The organism is Halomonas sp. HP20-15 (assembly GCF_033446685.1).
Classification (GTDB): domain Bacteria; phylum Pseudomonadota; class Gammaproteobacteria; order Pseudomonadales; family Halomonadaceae; genus Modicisalibacter.
Genome location: NZ_JAWQLY010000003.1, coordinates 130,217 through 149,318, shown reverse-complemented (window position 1 = coordinate 149,318; position 19,102 = coordinate 130,217). Strand labels below are relative to the sequence as shown.

The window sequence follows — 19,102 nt, the reverse complement described above, 5'->3', positions numbered from 1 at the left end:
ATGTCCCAGATGACCCCCCGCGAGATCGTCCACGCCCTCGACCAGTTCATCATCGGCCAGCACGACGCCAAGCGTGCGGTGGCGATCGCGCTGCGCAACCGTTGGCGGCGCATGCAGCTCGACGACGAGTTGCGCCCCGAGGTCACGCCCAAGAACATCCTGATGATCGGCCCCACCGGGGTCGGCAAGACCGAGATCGCCCGGCGTCTGGCCAAGCTGGCGCGCGCGCCGTTCATCAAGATCGAGGCGACCAAGTTCACCGAGGTCGGCTATGTCGGCCGCGACGTCGAGTCGATCATCCGCGATCTGGTCGAGATGGCGATCAAGATGGTCCGCGAGCAGGCCAAGGACGAGGTCGCCCACAAGGCCGAGGACGCCGCCGAGGATCGCATCCTCGACGCGCTGCTGCCGCGCCCGCGGGGCAGCGAGTACGACCACGCCCGCGACGAGTCGTCGACCCGTCAGACGTTTCGCAAGAAGCTCCGCGAGGGCCAGCTCGACGACAAGCAGATCGACATCGAGATTACCCCGCAGGGCGGCGGCTTCGACATCAGCACGCCGCCGGGCATGGAGGAGATGACCAACCAGCTGCAGAGCCTGTTCTCGAGCATGAGCAAGCAGAAGCCCGAGTCCAAGCGGGTCACCGTCAAGGAGGCCTGGCCGCTGCTGCGCGACGAGGAAGCCGCCAAGCTGGTCAACGACGAGGAGATCAAGCGCCGCGCCGTCGAGGCCGTCGAGCAGCACGGCATCGTGTTCCTCGACGAGATCGACAAGGTCGCCAAGGGCGGCGGCAACCAGAGCGGTGCCGATGTCTCCCGCGAGGGCGTGCAGCGCGATCTGCTGCCGCTGATCGAGGGCTCGACGGTGTCGACCAAGCACGGCATGATCAAGACCGATCACATCCTGTTCATCGCCTCGGGCGCCTTCCACCTGTCCAAGCCGTCGGATCTGATCCCCGAGCTGCAGGGCCGGCTGCCGATCCGCGTCGAACTCTCGGCACTGAGTCCCAACGATTTCGAGCGCATCCTCACCGAGCCCTCGGCCTCGCTGACACGCCAGTATCAGGCGCTGATGGACACCGAAGGGCTTCAGATCCAGTTCACCGAGGATGGCATCGCGCGGATCGCCGAGATCGCCTGGCAGGTCAACGAGGGCACCGAGAACATCGGCGCGCGTCGCCTGCACACGGTGATGGAACGCCTGCTCGAGGAAGCCTCGTTCAAGGGCGGCGACCTGCAGGGCCCGCTGACCATCGACGCCGCCTACGTCGACTCCCAGCTCGGCGATCTGGCCAAGGACGAGGATCTGTCGCGGTATATTCTTTAAGCCACGGGCAACGGGCTTCGGGCGGCGAGCCGCTCGTAGCTCGTAGCTCGTAGCTCGTAGCTCGTAGCTCGTAGCTCGTAGCTCGTAGCTCGTAGCTCGTAGCTCGTAGCCAGGAGGCCACCATGTCCGCCCCGATTCCCACCCGCGTGCATTACCATCAGCAGGCCCGCGAACTCGAACTCGGCTACGCCGACGGTCGCAGCTACCGGCTTTCGGCCGAGTACCTGCGCGTACATTCGCCCTCCGCCGAGGTCCGCGGCCACGGCCCGGATACCGCCAAGCTGCAGACCGGCATGAAGTTCGTCGGCTTGAAGAACATCACCCAGACCGGGCGCTACGCGCTCAAGCTGCATTTCGACGACGGCCACGATACGGGGCTGTATAGCTGGGACTATCTCTACGACCTGGCGGTCAACCAGGACGCCTACTGGGCGGACTATCTCAAGAAACTCGAGGACGCCGGCGCCTCGCGCGAGCCGCTGGGCATCCCGCTCAAGCCGGTATAGCCGCGGCGCCGTACCTAGGGCCACGCACAGACAAGCCGGCCGGGCGGCGCTACAATGTCGGCCACATCGCCCCGCCTCGATCCGTCCGGCCATTTTCGCGCCGTGCCCGACCGGGTATCGTCGGGGCCTGCGGGTAGCTCGCCGGCACATAGAAGGGATGCTCATGAACAAGCGCACGACTCACTTCGGCTACCAGGAAGTCCCGGTCGATGAGAAGGCCGCCCGGGTGGCCGATGTCTTCCATTCGGTGGCCAGCCGCTACGACCTGATGAACGATCTGATGTCGATGGGCATCCATCGACTCTGGAAGCGCCTGACGCTGGAACGCTCGGGCGTGCGCCGCGGTCACCAGGTGCTGGATATCGCCGGCGGCACCGGCGACCTGACGCTCAAGTTCGCCCAGCGCGTCGGCCCCGCCGGGCGCGTGGTGCTCGCCGACATCAACGCCTCGATGCTGCGCGTCGGCCGCGACAAGTTGCTCGACCAGGGCGTCGGCGGCAACGTCGAATACGTCCAGGCCAACGCCGAGTGCCTGCCGTTCCCCGACAACAGCTTCGATTGCATCACCATCGCCTTCGGCCTGCGCAACGTCACCGACAAGGACGCCGCGCTGGCCTCGATGGCCCGCGTGCTCAAGCCCGGCGGCCGGCTGCTGGTGCTGGAATTCTCCAAGCCGGTACACGGCGCGCTGTCACGGGTCTACGACGAGTACTCCTTCCGCCTGCTGCCGAAGATCGGCGAGTGGGTCGCCCACGACGCCGACAGCTATCGCTACCTGGCCGAGTCGATCCGCATGCATCCCGATCAGGAAACCCTCAAGGCGATGATGGAGAGGGCCGGCCTCGAGCGGGTCGAGTACACCAACCTGACCGGCGGCATCGTCGCTCTCCACCGCGGCATCAAGCTCTGAGGAATCGATGGCGTTGACTCTCCCCTTGCTGCTGGCCGCCGCCGAAAGAACCCTGAACACCCTGCTCGCCCGCGACCCCGCCGCGCCCAGCCGGCTGCGTCAGCTGGCCGGCAAGCGTCTGCTGCTGCGCCTCGAGCGCCCACGATTGGCGGTGCTGGTCGGCTTCCACGAGCGGGGCCTGGACCTCGCGCACGCCCCCGACGCCGAAGAGGCCGACGCCGATGCGCTGGTCGAGATCGACAGCGAGGCCTTGAGCGCGCTGCTCGCCGGCGAGTCGCTCGAGCGGCTGATGTTCTCGGGCCGATTGTCGCTGCGCGGCCAGACCCACCTGCTCGAGGCCACCCGCACGCTGCTTATGGATATCGATCTCGACTGGGAGGCCAGTCTCGCCGAGTGGCTGGGCGACGTGCCGGCCAACGCGTTGGCCGAGGGCCTGCGGCGCTTCGCCGAGTTCGGTCTGCGCAGCCAGCGCGAACTGCGCGCCGACCTTGCCGATTACGTCTTCGAGGAGGCGCGATTGCTCCCCGGCCAGGCCCAGCGCGACGTGCTGCGCGATCATCTGACCGAACTCGAGATCGCCACCGACCGTCTGGAAGCGCGTTTCGCCCGGCTCGAGCGCAAGCTCGCCGAACGCCGGGAGCCCGCCCCGTGAACCTGCGACTGCTGCGCATTCTATGGGTTGTCGCCCGCTACCGCCTCGATACGCTGGTGCCGCTGGACCGTTTGCCGGCGCTGCTGCGTCTGGCCTTCCGACTGTCGCCGCTGCGCCTGCTGCCGGTCGGCCGCCATTCGCGCGGGCTGCGCCTGCGCCTGGCCCTGGAGGCGCTGGGACCGATCTTCGTCAAGTTCGGCCAGATGCTCTCCACGCGGCGCGACCTGCTGCCGCCGGATATCGCCGACGACCTGCGCAGCCTGCAGGACCAGGTGCCGCCGTTCCCCGGCGACCAGGCGCGCGCGCTGATCGAGGAGGAGCTCGAGTGCCCCATCGACGTCGCCTTCGCGCGCTTCGATACGACGCCCATGGCCTCGGCGTCGGTGGCCCAGGTACACGCCGCCCGGCTGCACAGCGGCGAGGAGGTGGTGGTCAAGGTCATTCGTCCCGGAATCGACCGCGTGATGCGTCAGGATATCGCCCTGATGTACACCCTGGCGCGGCTGATGCGGCTGGTCCCCGAGGCGCGCCGACTGCGCCCGGTGGAAGTGATCGCCGACTACGAGGCGACGCTGTTCGACGAGCTCGACCTGCACAAGGAAGCCGCCAACACCTCGCAGCTCAAGCGCAACTTCAAGCATTCGCCACTGCTCTACGTACCGTCCATCCACTGGCCGCTGACTCGCCGCCAGGTGCTGGTCCAGGAGCGCATCTACGGGATCCCGGTGGCCGACATGGTCAGCCTCGAGGCCCAGGGCACCGACCTGCGCAAGCTCGCCGAGCGCGGCGTGGAGATCTTCTTCACCCAGGTGTTTCGCGACAATTTCTTTCATGCCGACATGCACCCGGGCAATATCTTCGTCACCCGCGACAAGCCCGACGACCCGCAGTACATCGCCATCGACTGCGGCATCGTCGGCAGCCTGACCCGCGAGGACCAGGATTATCTGGCGCGTAACCTGCTGGCCTTCTTCCACCAGGATTACTACGAAGTGGCGGTGCTGCATATCGAGTCCGGCTGGGTCGGCGAAGGCACCCGCGCCAACGAGTTCGCCGCGGCGATACGCGCGGTGTGCGAGCCGATCCTCGAGAAGCCGCTCAAGGATATCTCCTTCGGCCAGGTGCTGCTGGGGCTGTTCCAGACCGCGCGGCGCTTCAACATGGAGGTCCAGCCGCAACTGGTGCTGCTGCAGAAGACGCTGCTCAACATCGAGGGCCTGGGCCGCCAGTTGTATCCCGATCTCGACCTGTGGCAGACCGCCAAGCCCTATCTCGAGCGCTGGATGAAGGAGCGCGCCGGGCCGCGCGGCTTCTGGGCCTCGCTCACGAAGCAGGCGCCGGAACTCAGCCGCCAGTTGCCCGAACTGCCGGTGCTCGCCCATCAGGCACTATTGCGGGTCGAGTCCGAGCGGCGCCAGCGCCATCAGCAGGTCGCGACGCTGCAGCACATCGATCGCCACCTGGCGCGCGCCGGACGCAACACCCGCCGCCTGCGCCTGGGGGCCTTGGTACTGGCGCTGACGTTGGCCTGGCAGCCCCTCTGGCAGTGGGCCGAGCAGCAGCCCTGGCCGGTGCTCGCCGGCGCCGCGCTGGGCGCGATACTGCTCGCCTGGCGCTGAAGCGATCCCTGCAAGCGCCTGAATGCCTTGCGTTTACGATTTTCTGACTCAGGACTGTCATCGATGAGCGATACTCTCAAACAGCTCGCCGACGTGCTCGACCAACGGCGCCACGCCGACCCCGATTCTTCGTACGTGGCCTCGCTGCACCACAAGGGTCTCAACAAGATCCTCGAGAAAGTCGGCGAGGAAGCGACTGAGGCGATCATCGCCGCCAAGGATGCGACCAATGGCGGCGCTGACGAACGTCAGGCGCTGGTCGCCGAAACCGCCGACCTGTGGTTTCATAGCCTGGTGATGCTGTCGCATCTGGGCATCGATTCGCAGGCGGTACTCGACGAGCTGGCAGGCCGTTTCGGCATCTCCGGACTCGACGAGAAAGCCGCCCGCGACACGCAATGATCGAGGGTCCGCCGACCCCAGAGGAGAAAGTCATGTTAGGTGGCATCAGTATCTGGCAGTTGCTGATCGTTCTCGGCATCATCATCCTGATCTTCGGCACCAAGAAGCTACGCAACGTCGGCACCGACATCGGCGGCGCCGTCAAGGGCTTCAAGAGCGCCATGAACGAAGAGGACAAGGACAAGAAGGACGACGCCAGCCAGCGCCAGGTCCGTCACGACGACGAAGGCCAGACCTACGACGTCAAGGCGGGACAGCGCGACACCGCCGAGCAAGAACGCAAAGAGCCGAAGTAAGCCGCCATGTTCGACGTGGGTTTTCTCGAGCTGATGCTGATCGGCGTGGTCGGCCTGCTGGTACTGGGACCCGAGCGCCTGCCCAAGGCGGCGCGCACCGCCGGGTTGTGGATCGGCAAGGCCAAGCGCACAGTGGCCAACATGCAACGCGAGATCAACGCCCAGCTCGAGGCCGAGGAGTTGCGCCAGAAGCTCAGCGAGCAAGAGAAGAAGCTCAACGCCGGCCTGGGCAAGGCGCGCCGCGAGCTCGAGGGAGTCGGCGAGCCCCGGCGCGCTGATAATGGCGGTCGACCCGACGCCGACGAGGCGCGCCAGCAGGCCGCCCATGAACCCGTCGAGCCGGCTACGACGCCGGTCGATTCGGATCCGACACCGACCGCCGCCGACAAGGACTCCACGCCGCGATGAGCGATTCCCCTCACTCGTCTGACGACAAGGGCTCGGATCCCTCCCAGGCCCAGGCGCCGTTGATCGAGCACCTGATTGAGCTGCGCTCGCGGCTGATGCGCGCGGTGATCGCCATCTTGGTGATCTTCGCGGCACTCTATGCGTTTTCCAACGATATCTACACCTTCGTCGCCGACCCGCTGATGGCGCTGCTGCCGGAAGGTTCGCAGATGATCGCCACCGAGGTCGCTTCGCCGTTTCTGGCGCCCTTCAAGCTGACGCTGGTAGTGGCGGTGTTCGTCGCGGTGCCGTTCGTGCTGCACCAGGCCTGGGCGTTCATCGCCCCCGGCCTGTACGAGCACGAGAAGCATCTGGCGATACCGCTTTTGGCCTCGAGCGTGCTGCTGTTCTACGGCGGCGCGGCGTTCGCCTACTATGTCGTCTTTCCGCTGCTGTTCGATTTCTTCGTGCATACCGGGCCGCAGAACGTCGCGGTGATGACCGACATCAACCAGTATCTGAACTTCGTGCTGAAGTTGTTCTTCGCCTTCGGCGTGGCCTTCGAGATCCCCATCGCCACCTTCCTGCTGATCTGGACCGGGGCGACCAGCGTCGCGAGCCTGACCAAGAAGCGCCCCTACGTGATCCTCGGCTGCTTCGTGGTGGGCATGCTGATGACCCCCCCTGATGTGATCTCGCAGACCCTGCTGGCGGTGCCGATGTGGCTGCTCTACGAGATCGGCATCTTCGCCGGACGCCTGCTGCATCGTCGCCGCGCCGCCGACGCGGAAGAAACCGATTCGAACGAGGCCTAGAGCGCCGCCGTCCGCGTGCGACACTTTCCCGCAGGCTGCCGGGCGCTTCATCCGTGCGCTTTCCGGCATTGATATACTCGAAGCTATCGGCGTCATTGTCATCGCCCTGTCACATGCGCGGGGCATATTGGACGACAATGACGGTCGCGTCCCTTCACGACCGGAGAAACCAGCTTGAGTCTGCTAACCCAACGCCAGTACCCGAACACGCGCATGCGCCGCATGCGCAAGGACGACTTCTCGCGGCGCCTGATGCGCGAATCGACGCTGACCCCGAGCGATTTGATCCTGCCGGTGTTCGTGCTCGACGGCGAGCAGCGTCGCGAGGCGGTGGCCTCGATGCCCGGCGTCGAACGCCTGTCGCTCGACCTGCTGATCGAGGAGGCCCGCGAAGTCGCCGCGCTGGGCGTGCCCGCGCTGGCGCTGTTCCCGGTGATCGACCCGGCCCAGAAGAGCGAGTTCGCCGAGGAAGCCTACAACGCCAGCGGACTGGTTCAGCGCAGCGTTCGCGCGCTCAAGCAGGCCTGCCCCGAGCTCGGCCTGATCACCGACGTCGCGCTCGATCCCTACACCAGCCACGGCCAGGACGGCATCCTCGACGAACACGGCTATGTGCAGAACGATCGCACCGTCGAGACGCTGCTCAAGCAGGCGCTGTCGCATGCCGAGGCCGGCGCCGACATCGTCGCGCCCTCGGACATGATGGATGGGCGGATCGGCGCGATCCGCGCGGTGCTCGAGCAGGAGAATCTGCACAACGCGCGGATCATGGCCTACTCCGCCAAGTACGCCTCGCGCTACTACGGCCCGTTCCGCGACGCGGTGGGCTCGGCGGGCAATCTCGGCCGCGCCGACAAGACCACCTACCAGATGGACCCGGCCAACAGCGACGAGGCGTTGCACGAAACCGCGCTGGACATCGCCGAGGGCGCAGACATGGTGATGGTCAAGCCGGGCATGCCGTATCTCGACGTGTTGAGCCGCATCAAGCGCGACTTGCAGGTGCCGACCTTCGCCTACCAGGTCAGTGGCGAGTATGCGATGCACATGGCCGCCTTCGAGAACGGCTGGCTGGAGGCCGACACCGTGATTCTCGAGTCGCTGACGTGCTTCAAGCGCGCCGGCGCCGACGGCATCCTGACCTACTTCGCCAAGCGCGCGGCACAATTGCTCAACCGATAGCGGCGGGCTGCGCCCTCGCCGCGCTGGAGTCGTCCGATGGAAGACACGCCGAGCCAGCCCACGCCGCCCACCGGGACGGTCGATGCGGCGGGCAGTGACGCCACCAACGAGGCACCGTTGCGGGTCAATCGCACCCGCACCGGCATTCACGCCAAGCCGACGCCCTCGCCGGAGGCCGAGCTCGACGATCCATCGCTCTACTTCAATCGCGAACTCTCGCACCTGCAGTTCAACATCCGCGTGCTCGAGCAGGCCCTGGACACCTCGCACCCATTGCTCAACCGGCTGATGTTTTTGCTGATATTCTCGTCGAACCTCGACGAATTCTTCGAGATTCGGGTCGCCGGGCTCAAGCACCAGCTGATGCTCGGCCACGAGGACGCCAGCGGCCCCGACGGACTCTCTCCGCGCCGGGCGCTGGCCGAGATCTCGCGCATCGCCCACGAGCAGACCGAGCGGCAGTACCGCATCCTCAATGAGGTACTGATCCCCGCGCTCGAGGAGCAGCGCATCCGTTACCGTCGCCGTGCGCAATGGACCCAGGCCCAGCGCGACTGGGTGCGCGAGTACTTCGACGAGGAGATCGCGCCGGTGATCAGCCCGATCGGGCTGGACCCTTCGCATCCCTTCCCGCGGCTGGTCAACAAGAGCCTCAACTTCATCGTCGAGCTCGAGGGCAAGGATGCCTTCGGCCGCGAGGGCGGCCTGGCGATCCTGCCGGCGCCACGCTCGCTGCCGCGGGTCATCCGCCTGCCCGATGCGCTCGCCGAGCCCGGCTACACCGACTACGTCTTCCTGTCGTCGATGATTCACGCCCACGCCCAGGAGGTCTTCCCGGGCATGGAAGTACGCGGTTGCTATCAGTTCCGGCTGACCCGCAACGCCGACCTGACGGTCGATCCCGAGGCGATATCGGACCTGGCCTCGGCGCTACGCGGCGAGCTTCTGGCGCGGCGTTACGGCGACGGGGTGCGCCTGGAGGTCGCCGACAACTGCCCCGACCGGCTCGCCCACTTCCTGCTCAAGCAGTTCGAGCTCGGCGAGCCGGATCTTTACCGGGTCAGCGGCCCGGTCAATCTGACCCGCATGATAACGGTGCTCGGCGATATCGAGCGCCCGGACCTGCTCTACCGACCCTTCATCCCCGGGCTGCCCAAGAGCCTCAAGCCGGACGGCAGTCTGTTCGATGCGATTCGCAACAACGATATCCTGCTGCACCATCCGTTCCAGTCGTTCGCCCCGGTCGAGGACCTGCTGCGCGAGGCCGCCCGCGACGCCGACGTGCTGGCGATCAAGCAGACGCTGTATCGCACCGGCTCCGATTCGAGCATCGTCGGCGCGCTGGTCGACGCCGCACGCAACGGCAAGGAAGTCACCGTGGTCATCGAGTTGCGCGCGCGCTTCGACGAGGCCGACAACCTGGCGCTGGCCTCGCGTCTGCAGGAAGCCGGGGCGATCGTCATCTATGGGGTGATGGCCTACAAGACCCATGCCAAGATGCTGCATATCGTGCGCCGCGAGAACGGCGAATTGCGTTATTACGCCCACCTGGGCACCGGCAACTATCATTCGAAGACCGCCAAGCTGTATACCGACTACAGCCTGCTGACCGCCAACGAGACGCTGTGCGAGGACGTCCACCGGGTCTTCCAGCAGCTCTCGGGAATGGGCAAGCCGCGCAACATCGTCAGCCTGCTGCATGCGCCCTTCGTGCTGCACCAGCGGCTGGTCGAGATGATCGACCGCGAAGCCAAGATCGCCGAGAAGGGCAAGAAGGCCCATCTGATCATCAAGTGCAACTCGCTGACCGAACCGCGCCTGATCCGCGCGCTGTATCGCGCCTCCCGGGCCGGCGTGACGTGCGACCTGATCATCCGCGGGATGTGCTGCCTGCGCCCCGGGGTGCCCGGTATCTCGGACAACATCCGGGTGCGCTCGAACATCGGCCGCTTTCTCGAACATACCCGGGTCTTCTATTTCCACAACGACGGCAAGCCCGAGACCTGGGCGTCGAGCGCCGACTTCATGGAGCGCAACATGTTCCACCGCGTGGAGACCTGCTTTCCGGTCCTCGACAAGAAACTCGCCCAGCGCGTGCGCAAGGATCTGGAAACCTACCTGGTCGACAACTGCCAGAGCTGGCTGCTCCAGGAAGACGGCAGCTATCGCAAGCTGGACCCCTGCGGCGGCGCCCCGATCAGCGCCCAGGAAACGCTGCTCTACGCTTACGCCACCAAGGCGTAGGCCGCCCTCGCCTGACCGCCTTCAAACTGCATCTACCTGAAAAAGCCCCCGATCGGGGGCTTTGCGGCGGTTGTGAAACGCACTAGATACCGACTTGCCCACCGTCGGCCTTCTGAATCACCACCGTGGCGGCGCGCGGGCGTACCGTGCCCGTCGCCGCGGCCGTCGCGTCGTCGCCCGACGGCCAGTTGCCGGGGTGCTGGATATTGATGAACAGCGCGGTGCGATCCGGCGTGGCGAAGATGCCGGTCACCTCGCCGCCGTTCGGCCCCACCGCGAAGCGCTTGAGCTGCGCCTGGTCGTCGGCGCCGATCACCGCGGCATTACCCTGCTTGCGGCTGACCGATGCCGGAACCACCGCCAGCAACTGGTCGTTGGTGTATTCGCTCACGCCCTCGTAGCCGTTGTCGGTCTGGATCCACAGGATCCCCTGGCCCGCGCTGCGTGCGTCGAACCACAGGCCATCGGGGCTGGCGAACTGATTGGCCTCGGTGAGCCCGGACAGATTGTCGGCGTCGCCGGCGGCGGCGCCGAAGACGAAGATTTCCCACTCGAAGGCATCGTGCCCCGGCGTTTCGCGCCAGCGGATCACCTGACCCGCCTGGTTGTCGGCGCGCGGATTGGGGGCGTTCGTCGGCGCGGTGGCATAGCCGACGCCGAGGCCGTCGATATCGCTACCGCCGTTGGTGTAGGTGGCGGCGCTGTCCTCGGCGGTACGCTTGGAGTTGTTGGTCAGGGTCATGTAGACCTCGCCGCTCGACGGATCGACGGTGCCCCACTCGGGGCGATCCATCGGCGTGGCGCCCAGCAGGTCGGCGGCGTCGCAGGTATGCACGATCACCCCGGCCAGGTCGCCGCGTGCCAGGCCCAGCGCAGCGTCGAGGCGCCCGTCGTCGGTGGTCTTGGCATCCGGCGTCAGCGCCAGCCATTCGCCGCTGCCATCGGCGTCGAAGCGGGCGACGTAGAGCGTGCCCTGGTCCATGTACTTGGCGCCGATCGCCAGGCGGTCGTAACTGCCGCCGGCGCGGTTGGCATCGGCCGGGTCCCAGACGGCGTCGGAAACGAACTTGTAGATGTATTCGTTGCGCGAGTCGTGGCCGGAGTAGAACACCACCGGCTCGCCCTCGACCAGCTTGCCCGGCCAGCAGCCCTCGTGGCGAAAGCGTCCCAGCGCGGTGCGCTTGACCGCCTGGGCGCGACCGTCATAGGGGTCGATCTCGACGATATAGCCGAAGGTGCGGCTCTCGTTGCGATAGTCGTCGGTGGGCCCGTCGCCGCGCGGAGTGACGTCGAAACGCGCGAATTCGCCGTCCTGCTCGCTGGCGTCACCGGCGGCGGTCTCCCAGCCGTAGCGACCGCGTTCGGTGGGCAGTCCCAGGCGCGCATCGTCGCGTGAACGCTCGCCGTGATTGACGAACACCTCCGGCCAGTTCTCCTCGCAGGTCAGGTAGGTGCCCCACGGCGTGTAGCCGTTGGCGCAGTTGTTGTTGGTGCCGCGGGCATGGCCGCCCTCGGGCGAGTACCGGGTCCTGACGTAGTCGCTGCCGGCGACCGGGCCGGCCAGACGCATCGGCGTCGCCGAGGTGATACGGCGATTGTGGGCATCGTCGGCGACGTGCTGCCAGCGACCGTCGGCATCCTTCCTGACGCGCACGATGGTGATGCCGTGGGCGTTGATCTCGGTACGCACCTCGTCGGCCGGACGCGACCCTTCGTCGGCATTGGTCGGCCCGCCCTGGGGCGCCCACAGCGCCTCCTGGTCGATGTACTCGTTGTTCAGGGCGAGCAGGAAATCGCGCGAGGCGCTGGCTTCGTCGAGCGCGAAGGCGTGCATGCCGTCATGATGCATGCCGACGCTGTTGGCCTGGATCGCCGGGGTGACGGCGAGATCCCCGCGCCAGGCCGGCGCCTGGCCATTGAGCGGCGTCCCCCAGGGGATCAGCACCTGGGCGGTATAGCCCTCGGGCACCACCACCGCGTCCGTGCGCGAACCGCGCAGCGACTCGAAGGCCAGCGCCAACGGCGACTTGGCCGCGCCGCTCTCGGTCACTCCGGCCACTGCTGAACCACTCAGCCCGCTCAGCCCGAAGCCGCCGAACACCGACAGCGCCGCCAGGCCGAGGCCGCCCTGCATGATGCCGCGCCGCGAGACATGCTTGTCGAGCACACTGGAAAAGGGCTCGTTACGGCTGTCGTTGTGGACCCGCGAGTCTTCGATTTCCTTGCTCATCATCCCCTCACTCATCACGTGATTGTTGGCCAGGCGATGCCAACACGCCTGGACGATGCCGGACTCACGGTAAGCGGCGATAATGACAGCAAGATGAAGGCGCCCCGTCAGGCGGGGCGTGAGCGTTATTCGTCGCGGCTCAACGGCGCAGCCGTTCGGCGGCGCGTGTCAGCAGCGACTCGGTGGTCTCCCAGCCCAGGCAGGCGTCGGTGATCGACACCCCGTAACGCAGCGCACCGGGCCTGAGCGGCTGCTTGCCCTCGTTGAGATGGCCCTCGAGCATCACCCCGACCAGGCCGTCGTCGCCGGCCAGGCGCTGATCGAGCACGTCGAGCAGCACCTCGCTCTGACGGCGATGATCCTTGCGCGAGTTGGCATGGCTGCAATCGACCATGATCCGGGCCGGCAGACCGGCCTCGCTCAACGCTCGGCGGCTGGCGGCGACACTCGCGGCGTCGTAGTTGGGCCGGCCGTGGCCGCCACGCAGCACCAGGTGGGTATGGGCGTTGCCGGCGGTTTCGCGCATCAGCGGAGCGCCATCGAGCCCCATGGCGAAATGTCGGTGACCGTGAGCGGCGGCATGCATGGCGTCGATCGCCACGCCGATGTCGCCGTCGGTGGCGTTCTTGAAGCCCACCACGGCCTCGAGCCCACTGGCCATCTCGCGATGAATCTGCGATTCGGTGGTGCGCGCGCCGATCGCCGCCCAGGCCAGCAGATCGTCGAAGTAGCCGGCGGCCAGCGGCTGCAGCAGCTCGGTCGCCACCGGCAGTCCGAGCGCGGCGATGTCGCGCATCAGCCGTCGCGACAGCGCCAGCCCGGAGGCCATGTCGTCGCTGCCGTCTAGATGCGGGTCGTAGGCGAGGCCCTTCCAGCCCACCGTGGTGCGCGGCTTTTCGACATACACGCGCATCACCAGCAGCAGCCGGTCGCCGACCAGCCGGTTGAGCCCGGCCAGACGCTCGGCGTAGGCCAGCGCGGCTTGGGGATCGTGGATCGAACAGGGCCCGACCACCACCAGCAGGCGATCGTCACGGCCGTCGAGGATGGCGCGGATCGCCTGGCGCTGGGCGTCGATCTGCGCCGCCAGCACGGCGTCGAGGGGGATGTCGCGACGCAGCTCCGCGGCGGTGGGCAATGCGCGCTGACGCGTGCGGGTGACTTCGTGCGTAGCGTGTGCGGCGTCGGTCAGGGTCAAGGGGGCATTCATGAGCAGGATTCCTGGCACGGGCCCGCATCAGCGGGCAAGGAGACTTCGTAATGTTCGTTGGCCACCCGAGTGCTGGTTGCACAGGCGTGCCCGGCCAGAGGCGGCAGACTGTACCGGCCGGGAGCGGCTAAATCGCCAATAACCCTCGCCCCGATAAGCGTCTGAATAGCGCGGATAGGCGAATGTGCTGCGGGTCATGGTCGTCTCCTCGGTCGCGGTCGGCGTCTGCCGTGCATTAAAAAACCCCCGCCGGGTTGCCGACGGGGGTTTGGGGAGGCAACCCTGGCGGTCAGGGTGCGCCTCGTGGCTCAGGCCGAATCGGCCGGGCCGCCGGGCGCACCCCGCGTAAACCAATAGCCATAGCCCTGCCAGTCGGACACGACGAAGCCGCCGGCGAAAGCGCGGCAAAGCGTCGTGACGATGACTGATTTAGGGCTGGGGACCATGGGTCGTCTCCTGAGATTCGCTTTCAATCCTACACACCCGGCGCGGTTTGGCAACCCCGATCGAACGCCATGCGAACAAATCCGTTGCTCAGCGGCCGGCCGAGCCGCCATCCACCGTCAGGGTCACGCCGGTGGTGAAGCGATTGTCGAGCAGGTAGCGCAGGCTCTGGTAGATCACGCCGGGGCCCGGCACCATGCCCATCGCCGAGTGGTGGCGCGCGGCCTCGCCGATCTCGCCGTCGTCCTCGCCATTGAGCATCACCGGCCCAGGGGCGATGGCGTTGACCTGAATGCTCGGGGCATACAGCGCGGCGAACGAGCGGGTGAGGTTGTCCAGCCCCGCCTTGGTCGCGGCGTAGGCGGCATGCTCCGGCATCCCCTGCGCAGCCAGGTGGTCGGTGATGTGGATTATATCGCGCTGCGGCTCGCTGCATGCCTCGAGCAGCTCGCGACAGTGGTGATTGATCAGGTACGGCGCCTGCATATGAACGTTGAACAGCCGCTCGAAATGCGCCCCGCTGCCATCGTCCCCGGCATCCGGCGCCCAGCTCGCGGCGTTGTGGACGATCGCTCGCAGCGCCGACGTCTCGCCGCGCAGTCGCTCGATGAAGTCGAGGATTCCGGCGCGCGCGGCGAAATCGCCCTGCAGGGTGATCGCCCCGCGGCGACGCAGCGCCTCGAGCGAGGCGTGCTCGCGCCGGTAGCCGACGATCAGCGGATGCCCGTCATCCAGCAGCCGCTGGGCGCAGTAGTGGCCGACCCGCTGGGCGGCACCGGTGATCAGGATCGGCGCCATGCTCACGACTGGTTACTCGTATCCCGCGTCGTCGCGGTCTCGAGCGCCGGGAACAGCGGCTGGCGCGGCGCATAGGCGAAGACGTCGGAGAATACATGGCCCGGCTCGAGCCCGCGTGGCGCCAGCGTATCGATGCAGGCGTAGACCATCCCCGGCGAGCCGGAGAGATAGACATCGTAGCCCGAGACGTCGTCCAGCCCGGCGGCCAGCGCCTCGTCGATCCGGCCCTGGTGAGCGAATACCCGCTCGTCCTCGAAACCGGGTTCGAGCGGCTCCTCGACGACGGCATGGAAGCTGAAGTTGGGATAGCGTGCGGCCCACTCGCGAGCCAGGCTCTCGAGGTAGAAATCGCGGCGCTCACGCACCGCCCACCAGAACATCACCGGCTGCGCGCCGCCGGCGGCGAAGGCCGCCTCGAGCAGCGCCTTCATCTGCGCGAAGCCGGTGCCGGCGGCGACCAGCAGCAAGGGGCGCGCGCTATCGGGAACCAGCACGCACTCGCCGCCGGGCAGGCGCAAGGTGAGCCGGCCGCCGCGTTCCATCATTTCGCGCAGGCGTTGCGAGTTGGCGCGCTCGGGCCAGTGCTGGATGTGCAGTTCGATGCTGCCGTCGTCGCGATGGGCGTTGGCGATCGAGAACGGCACCCAGGTCTCGTCGTCGAGCTTGAGTTCGAGATACTGCCCCGGGGCGTGGGCCACGGCCTCGCTGCGCCCCTCGAGGCGTACGCGGAAGACGTCGGGGGTCAAGTCCTCCACCGAGGCTACCTGGCAGGTCAGGGTCCTTGCCGTCATGCTGTCCTCATGATTGATCGGGCAGGTTGATGCCGAGTTCCGCCCAGCGTGCGTCGACTCGCGCCTTGGTGGTCTCGTCCATGACGATCGGCCGGCCCCATTCGCGATCGGTTTCGCCGGGCCACTTGTCGGTGGCGTCCAGGCCCATCTTCGAGCCCAGCCCGGCGACCGGCGAGGCGAAGTCGAGATAGTCGATCGGGGTGTTCTCGACCATCACCGTATCACGCGCGGGGTCCATGCGCGTGGTGATCGCCCAGATCACGTCCTGCCAGTTGCGCGCGTCGACATCGGCGTCGAGCACGATCACGAACTTGGTGTACATGAACTGGCGCAGGAAGCTCCACACCCCCATCATCACCCGCTTGGCGTGCCCCGGGTACTGCTTGTTCATGGTCACCACCGCCATGCGGTAGGAGCAGCCTTCGGGCGGCAGGTAGAAGTCGACGATCTCGGGGAACTGCTTGCGCAGGATCGGCACGAATACTTCGTTGAGCGCCAGCCCCAGGATCGCCGGCTCGTCCGGGGGGCGGCCGGTATAGGTGGAATGGTAGATGGGATCGCGGCGGTGGGTGATGCGCTCGACCGTGAACACCGGAAAGGTCTCGACCTCGTTGTAGTACCCGGTGTGATCGCCGTAGGGCCCCTCTGCCGCGGTGTCGTCGGGATAGATGAAGCCCTCGAGGACGATCTCCGCCGAGGCCGGCACCTCGAGCTCGGCGTGCCCGCACTTGACCAGTTCGGTGCGCGAGCCGCGCAGCAGCCCGGCGAAGGCGTATTCCGAGAGCGTATCCGGCACCGGCGTCACCGCCCCGAGAATCGTCGCCGGATCGGCGCCCAGCGCCACCGCCACCGGGAACGGCTCGCCGGGATGGGCCTTCTGCCATTCGAGAAAGTCCAGCGCGCCACCGCGATGGGAGAGCCAGCGCATGATCAGGCGATTCCTGCCGAGCTTCTGCTGGCGGTATATCCCTAAGTTCTGGCGCTCCTTGTGCGGTCCCTTGGTCACCACCAGCGCCCAGGTGACCAGCGGCGCGACGTCGCCCGGCCAGCAGTGCTGGATGGGGATGCGATCGAGATCGACCGCCTCGCCCTCGAGAATCACCTCCTGACAAGGCGCGCGGCGCACGGTCTTGGGCCCCATGCTCATCACCTGGCGGAACACCGGCAGCTTGTCGATGGCGTCGCGAAAGCCCTTGGGCGGCTCGGGCTCCTTGAGGAAGGCCAGCAGTTCGCCGACCTCGCGCAACGCGGCCACGCTGTCCTGGCCCATGCCCAGCGCCACGCGCCGTGGCGTGCCGAACAGGTTGCCCAGCACCGGCATCTCATGGCCCTTGACGTTCTCGAACAGCAGCGCCGGGCCGCCGGCACGCAGGGTGCGATCGCAGATCTCGGTGATCTCGAGATACGGATCGACCTCGGCGCTAATCCGCTGCAACTCGCCCTGCGCCTCGAGCGCCGCGACGAACTCGCGCAAGTCCTTATACTTCATATGGATTTCCGTGCCAGAACGCGAAAGGGGCAGCATAGCATGCCGCCCCTTCAGTTCACTGCCTGGATTGCTGCCCGCCGCCGAGTGATGAGAAGGCAGGTGCGTTATGAACGATACGCAGACAAGGCGAATCCGACTGAGGCAGCGGAATGTACGAGTTTGTACATGAGCATGCCGAAGAAGGATTCAACACCGTCTGCGTGAGCGCAATAGCACCTGATCAGCGGCGCTTCATGGCCTCGAAAAACTCGATATTGGTCTTGGTATCCTTCAGACGATCGATCAGGAACTCGGTCGCCGCGGTATCGTCCATCGGGTTGAGCAGCTTGCGCAGTATCCACATGCGCTGCATCTCTTCCTCGGAGGCGATCAGGTCCTCGCGCCGGGTGCCGCTGCGGCGGATGTTCATCGCCGGGTAGACGCGCCGCTCGGCCAGCTTGCGGTCGAGATGGGCTTCCATGTTGCCGGTGCCCTTGAACTCCTCGAAGATCACCTCGTCCATCTTCGAGCCGGTGTCGACCAGCGCGGTGGCGATGATCGTCAGGCTGCCGCCCTCCTCGATGTTGCGCGCCGCGCCGAAGAAGCGCTTGGGCTTTTCCAGGGCGTGGGCGTCGACGCCGCCGGTGAGCACCTTGCCGGAGCTCGGCACCACGGTGTTGTAGGCGCGCGCCAGGCGAGTGATGGAGTCGAGCAGGATGACCACGTCCTTCTTGTGCTCGACCAGCCGCTTGGCCTTCTCGATGACCATCTCGGCGACCTGCACGTGACGTGCCGGCGGCTCGTCGAAGGTCGAGGCGACGACTTCACCACGGACGGTGCGCGACATCTCGGTGACCTCTTCCGGGCGCTCGTCGATCAGCAGCACGATCAGGTGGCACTCGGGGTTGTTGCGGGTGATCGAGGTCGCGATGTTCTGCAGCATCAGCGTCTTGCCGGCCTTGGGCGGCGAGACGATCAGCCCGCGCTGACCCTTGCCGATGGGCGCGGTGAGGTCGATGATGCGCGAGGTCAGATCCTCGGTGGAACCGTTGCCGATCTCCATGAACATGCGTTCCTGGGGAAACAGCGGCGTGAGGTTCTCGAAGAGGATCTTGTGCTTGGCGTTTTCGGGCTTGTCGAGGTTGATCTGGTTGACCTTCAACAGCGCGAAATAGCGTTCGCCTTCCTTGGGCGGGCGGATCTTGCCCGAGATCGAGTCGCCCTTGCGCAGATTGAAGCGGCGAATCTGCGACGGCGAGACGTAGATGTCGTCGGGCCCGGCCAGATAGGAGCTGTCGGCGCTTCGCAGGAAGCCGAAACCGTCCTGGAGGATCTCGAGAACGCCATCGCCGTAGATATCCTCGCCGCTCTTGGCGTGCTTCTTGAGGATGGCGAAGATAATGTCCTGCTTGCGGGAACGGGCGAGATTGTCGATGCCCATCTCCTGGGCGATCTCCAGCAGCTCCGGAACGGTCTTTTGCTTGAGTTCGGTAAGATTCATCTTTTGTTCAGAAATAGCTCATGTCAGCGTGGCGGCTTTGGGCCGATAGGACAGGAGGCGGTGACGGTACGCCGCGCGGTGCGTTCAGAACCCGATGTGAGCCTCTCGCCGGATGTGGGCATCGTATGGCGTCTCCGAGAGGAGGCCATGGATACTATCGGAATCGAGGGAGGCGCTGTTCCTTCGCCTGGTGTTACGTTCCTTCAATCAACGACTGCCAATCGACAGCGGAGATGAACAGCGGGTTTTCTGACGACTTGGAGTTGACCGCGTCGGTGACACCGCGCGACGGTCGGGAAGCTTTCGGAACAGGCGAACGCT

The 19,102-nt window shown here is 66.4% G+C and carries 18 protein-coding genes; 11 read left to right on the top strand and 7 right to left on the bottom strand.

What is annotated here, in order from left to right:
- The 11 genes from hslU (at nt 1) to ppk1 (ending at nt 10,339) form a co-directional block, all read left to right on the top strand.
- Nucleotides 1-1,326: an ATP-dependent protease ATPase subunit HslU gene (gene hslU / locus R6258_RS05415; RefSeq protein WP_318448382.1), complete on the top strand. Its 1,326-nt coding sequence runs from the start codon at nt 1-3 to the stop codon at nt 1,324-1,326.
- Between the two features lie 122 nt (nt 1,327-1,448).
- Entirely contained in the window at nt 1,449-1,832 is a 384-nt protein-coding gene (locus R6258_RS05410; protein ID WP_318448379.1) for a DUF971 domain-containing protein, read from the top strand.
- Nucleotides 1,833-1,995: 163 nt separating this feature from the next.
- The gene (ubiE, locus tag R6258_RS05405) at nt 1,996-2,742 is read left to right on the top strand and encodes a bifunctional demethylmenaquinone methyltransferase/2-methoxy-6-polyprenyl-1,4-benzoquinol methylase UbiE (RefSeq protein WP_318448377.1); all 747 of its coding nucleotides are present in this window, start codon (nt 1,996-1,998) and stop codon (nt 2,740-2,742) included.
- Nucleotides 2,743-2,749: 7 nt separating this feature from the next.
- On the top strand, nt 2,750-3,394 hold the full coding sequence (locus tag R6258_RS05400; protein ID WP_318448375.1) for an SCP2 domain-containing protein: 645 nt from the start codon (nt 2,750-2,752) through the stop codon (nt 3,392-3,394).
- Complete coding sequence (gene ubiB, locus R6258_RS05395; protein ID WP_318448372.1) at nt 3,391-5,013, top strand: ubiquinone biosynthesis regulatory protein kinase UbiB; 1,623 nt, start codon at nt 3,391-3,393, stop codon at nt 5,011-5,013. Before R6258_RS05400 ends, ubiB begins: the two co-directional genes overlap by 4 nt.
- Before the next feature lie 63 nt (nt 5,014-5,076).
- Nucleotides 5,077-5,415 carry a phosphoribosyl-ATP diphosphatase gene (locus R6258_RS05390; protein WP_031384629.1) on the top strand — a complete coding sequence of 113 codons (339 nt, stop codon included), beginning with the start codon at nt 5,077-5,079 and terminating at the stop codon, nt 5,413-5,415.
- Between the two features lie 32 nt (nt 5,416-5,447).
- On the top strand, nt 5,448-5,711 hold the full coding sequence (gene tatA, locus R6258_RS05385) for a Sec-independent protein translocase subunit TatA (RefSeq protein ID WP_318448368.1): 264 nt from the start codon (nt 5,448-5,450) through the stop codon (nt 5,709-5,711).
- A 6-nt stretch (nt 5,712-5,717) separates the two neighbouring features.
- Entirely contained in the window at nt 5,718-6,119 is a 402-nt protein-coding gene (tatB, locus tag R6258_RS05380) for a Sec-independent protein translocase protein TatB (protein WP_318448365.1), read from the top strand.
- Nucleotides 6,116-6,913, top strand: coding sequence for a twin-arginine translocase subunit TatC (gene tatC / locus R6258_RS05375; protein ID WP_318448363.1), 798 nt, complete (start codon nt 6,116-6,118; stop codon nt 6,911-6,913). Before tatB ends, tatC begins: the two co-directional genes overlap by 4 nt.
- 174 nt (nt 6,914-7,087) lie before the next feature.
- The gene (gene hemB / locus R6258_RS05370; protein WP_318448360.1) at nt 7,088-8,095 is read left to right on the top strand and encodes a porphobilinogen synthase; all 1,008 of its coding nucleotides are present in this window, start codon (nt 7,088-7,090) and stop codon (nt 8,093-8,095) included.
- 36 nt (nt 8,096-8,131) lie between these two features.
- Complete coding sequence (gene ppk1 / locus R6258_RS05365) at nt 8,132-10,339, top strand: polyphosphate kinase 1 (RefSeq protein WP_318448358.1); 2,208 nt, start codon at nt 8,132-8,134, stop codon at nt 10,337-10,339.
- Nucleotides 10,340-10,421: 82 nt separating this feature from the next.
- Here ppk1 and R6258_RS05360 read toward each other — a convergent pair whose 3' ends face one another.
- The 7 genes from R6258_RS05360 to rho form a co-directional block, all read right to left on the bottom strand.
- Entirely contained in the window at nt 10,422-12,569 is a 2,148-nt protein-coding gene (locus tag R6258_RS05360; protein ID WP_318448764.1) for a PhoX family phosphatase, read from the bottom strand.
- Between the two features lie 139 nt (nt 12,570-12,708).
- Nucleotides 12,709-13,779, bottom strand: coding sequence for a 3-deoxy-7-phosphoheptulonate synthase (locus tag R6258_RS05355; RefSeq protein WP_318448356.1), 1,071 nt, complete (start codon nt 13,777-13,779; stop codon nt 12,709-12,711).
- A 308-nt stretch (nt 13,780-14,087) separates the two neighbouring features.
- Nucleotides 14,088-14,225, bottom strand: a complete 138-nt coding sequence (locus tag R6258_RS05350) for a hypothetical protein (protein WP_318448353.1) — start codon at nt 14,223-14,225, stop codon at nt 14,088-14,090.
- 88 nt (nt 14,226-14,313) lie between these two features.
- On the bottom strand, nt 14,314-15,021 hold the full coding sequence (folM, locus tag R6258_RS05345) for a dihydromonapterin reductase (protein WP_318448762.1): 708 nt from the start codon (nt 15,019-15,021) through the stop codon (nt 14,314-14,316).
- Between the two features lie 2 nt (nt 15,022-15,023).
- Entirely contained in the window at nt 15,024-15,812 is a 789-nt protein-coding gene (locus R6258_RS05340) for an NAD(P)H-flavin reductase (protein WP_318448351.1), read from the bottom strand.
- 7 nt (nt 15,813-15,819) lie between these two features.
- The gene (ubiD, locus tag R6258_RS05335) at nt 15,820-17,301 is read right to left on the bottom strand and encodes a 4-hydroxy-3-polyprenylbenzoate decarboxylase (RefSeq protein WP_318448348.1); all 1,482 of its coding nucleotides are present in this window, start codon (nt 17,299-17,301) and stop codon (nt 15,820-15,822) included.
- Between the two features lie 220 nt (nt 17,302-17,521).
- Nucleotides 17,522-18,781, bottom strand: coding sequence for a transcription termination factor Rho (gene rho, locus R6258_RS05330; RefSeq protein ID WP_136069015.1), 1,260 nt, complete (start codon nt 18,779-18,781; stop codon nt 17,522-17,524).
- Nucleotides 18,782-19,102: the final 321 nt, after the last annotated feature.

What these genes read in the sequence shown, in the direction of transcription:
- hslU (WP_318448382.1), top strand. Translation starts at nt 1, where the DNA reads ATGTCCCAGATGACCCCCCGCGAGATCGTCCACGCCCTCGACCAGTTC.
- R6258_RS05410 (WP_318448379.1), top strand. Translation starts at nt 1,449, where the DNA reads ATGTCCGCCCCGATTCCCACCCGCGTGCATTACCATCAGCAGGCCCGC.
- ubiE (WP_318448377.1), top strand. Translation starts at nt 1,996, where the DNA reads ATGAACAAGCGCACGACTCACTTCGGCTACCAGGAAGTCCCGGTCGAT.
- R6258_RS05400 (WP_318448375.1), top strand. Translation starts at nt 2,750, where the DNA reads ATGGCGTTGACTCTCCCCTTGCTGCTGGCCGCCGCCGAAAGAACCCTG.
- R6258_RS05390 (WP_031384629.1), top strand. Translation starts at nt 5,077, where the DNA reads ATGAGCGATACTCTCAAACAGCTCGCCGACGTGCTCGACCAACGGCGC.
- tatA (WP_318448368.1), top strand. Translation starts at nt 5,448, where the DNA reads ATGTTAGGTGGCATCAGTATCTGGCAGTTGCTGATCGTTCTCGGCATC.
- tatB (WP_318448365.1), top strand. Translation starts at nt 5,718, where the DNA reads ATGTTCGACGTGGGTTTTCTCGAGCTGATGCTGATCGGCGTGGTCGGC.
- tatC (WP_318448363.1), top strand. Translation starts at nt 6,116, where the DNA reads ATGAGCGATTCCCCTCACTCGTCTGACGACAAGGGCTCGGATCCCTCC.
- ppk1 (WP_318448358.1), top strand. Translation starts at nt 8,132, where the DNA reads ATGGAAGACACGCCGAGCCAGCCCACGCCGCCCACCGGGACGGTCGAT.
- R6258_RS05360 (WP_318448764.1), bottom strand. Translation starts at nt 12,569, where the DNA reads ATGAGCAAGGAAATCGAAGACTCGCGGGTCCACAACGACAGCCGTAAC.
- R6258_RS05355 (WP_318448356.1), bottom strand. Translation starts at nt 13,779, where the DNA reads ATGAATGCCCCCTTGACCCTGACCGACGCCGCACACGCTACGCACGAA.
- R6258_RS05350 (WP_318448353.1), bottom strand. Translation starts at nt 14,225, where the DNA reads ATGGTCCCCAGCCCTAAATCAGTCATCGTCACGACGCTTTGCCGCGCT.
- folM (WP_318448762.1), bottom strand. Translation starts at nt 15,021, where the DNA reads ATGGCGCCGATCCTGATCACCGGTGCCGCCCAGCGGGTCGGCCACTAC.
- R6258_RS05340 (WP_318448351.1), bottom strand. Translation starts at nt 15,812, where the DNA reads ATGACGGCAAGGACCCTGACCTGCCAGGTAGCCTCGGTGGAGGACTTG.
- ubiD (WP_318448348.1), bottom strand. Translation starts at nt 17,301, where the DNA reads ATGAAGTATAAGGACTTGCGCGAGTTCGTCGCGGCGCTCGAGGCGCAG.
- rho (WP_136069015.1), bottom strand. Translation starts at nt 18,781, where the DNA reads ATGAATCTTACCGAACTCAAGCAAAAGACCGTTCCGGAGCTGCTGGAG.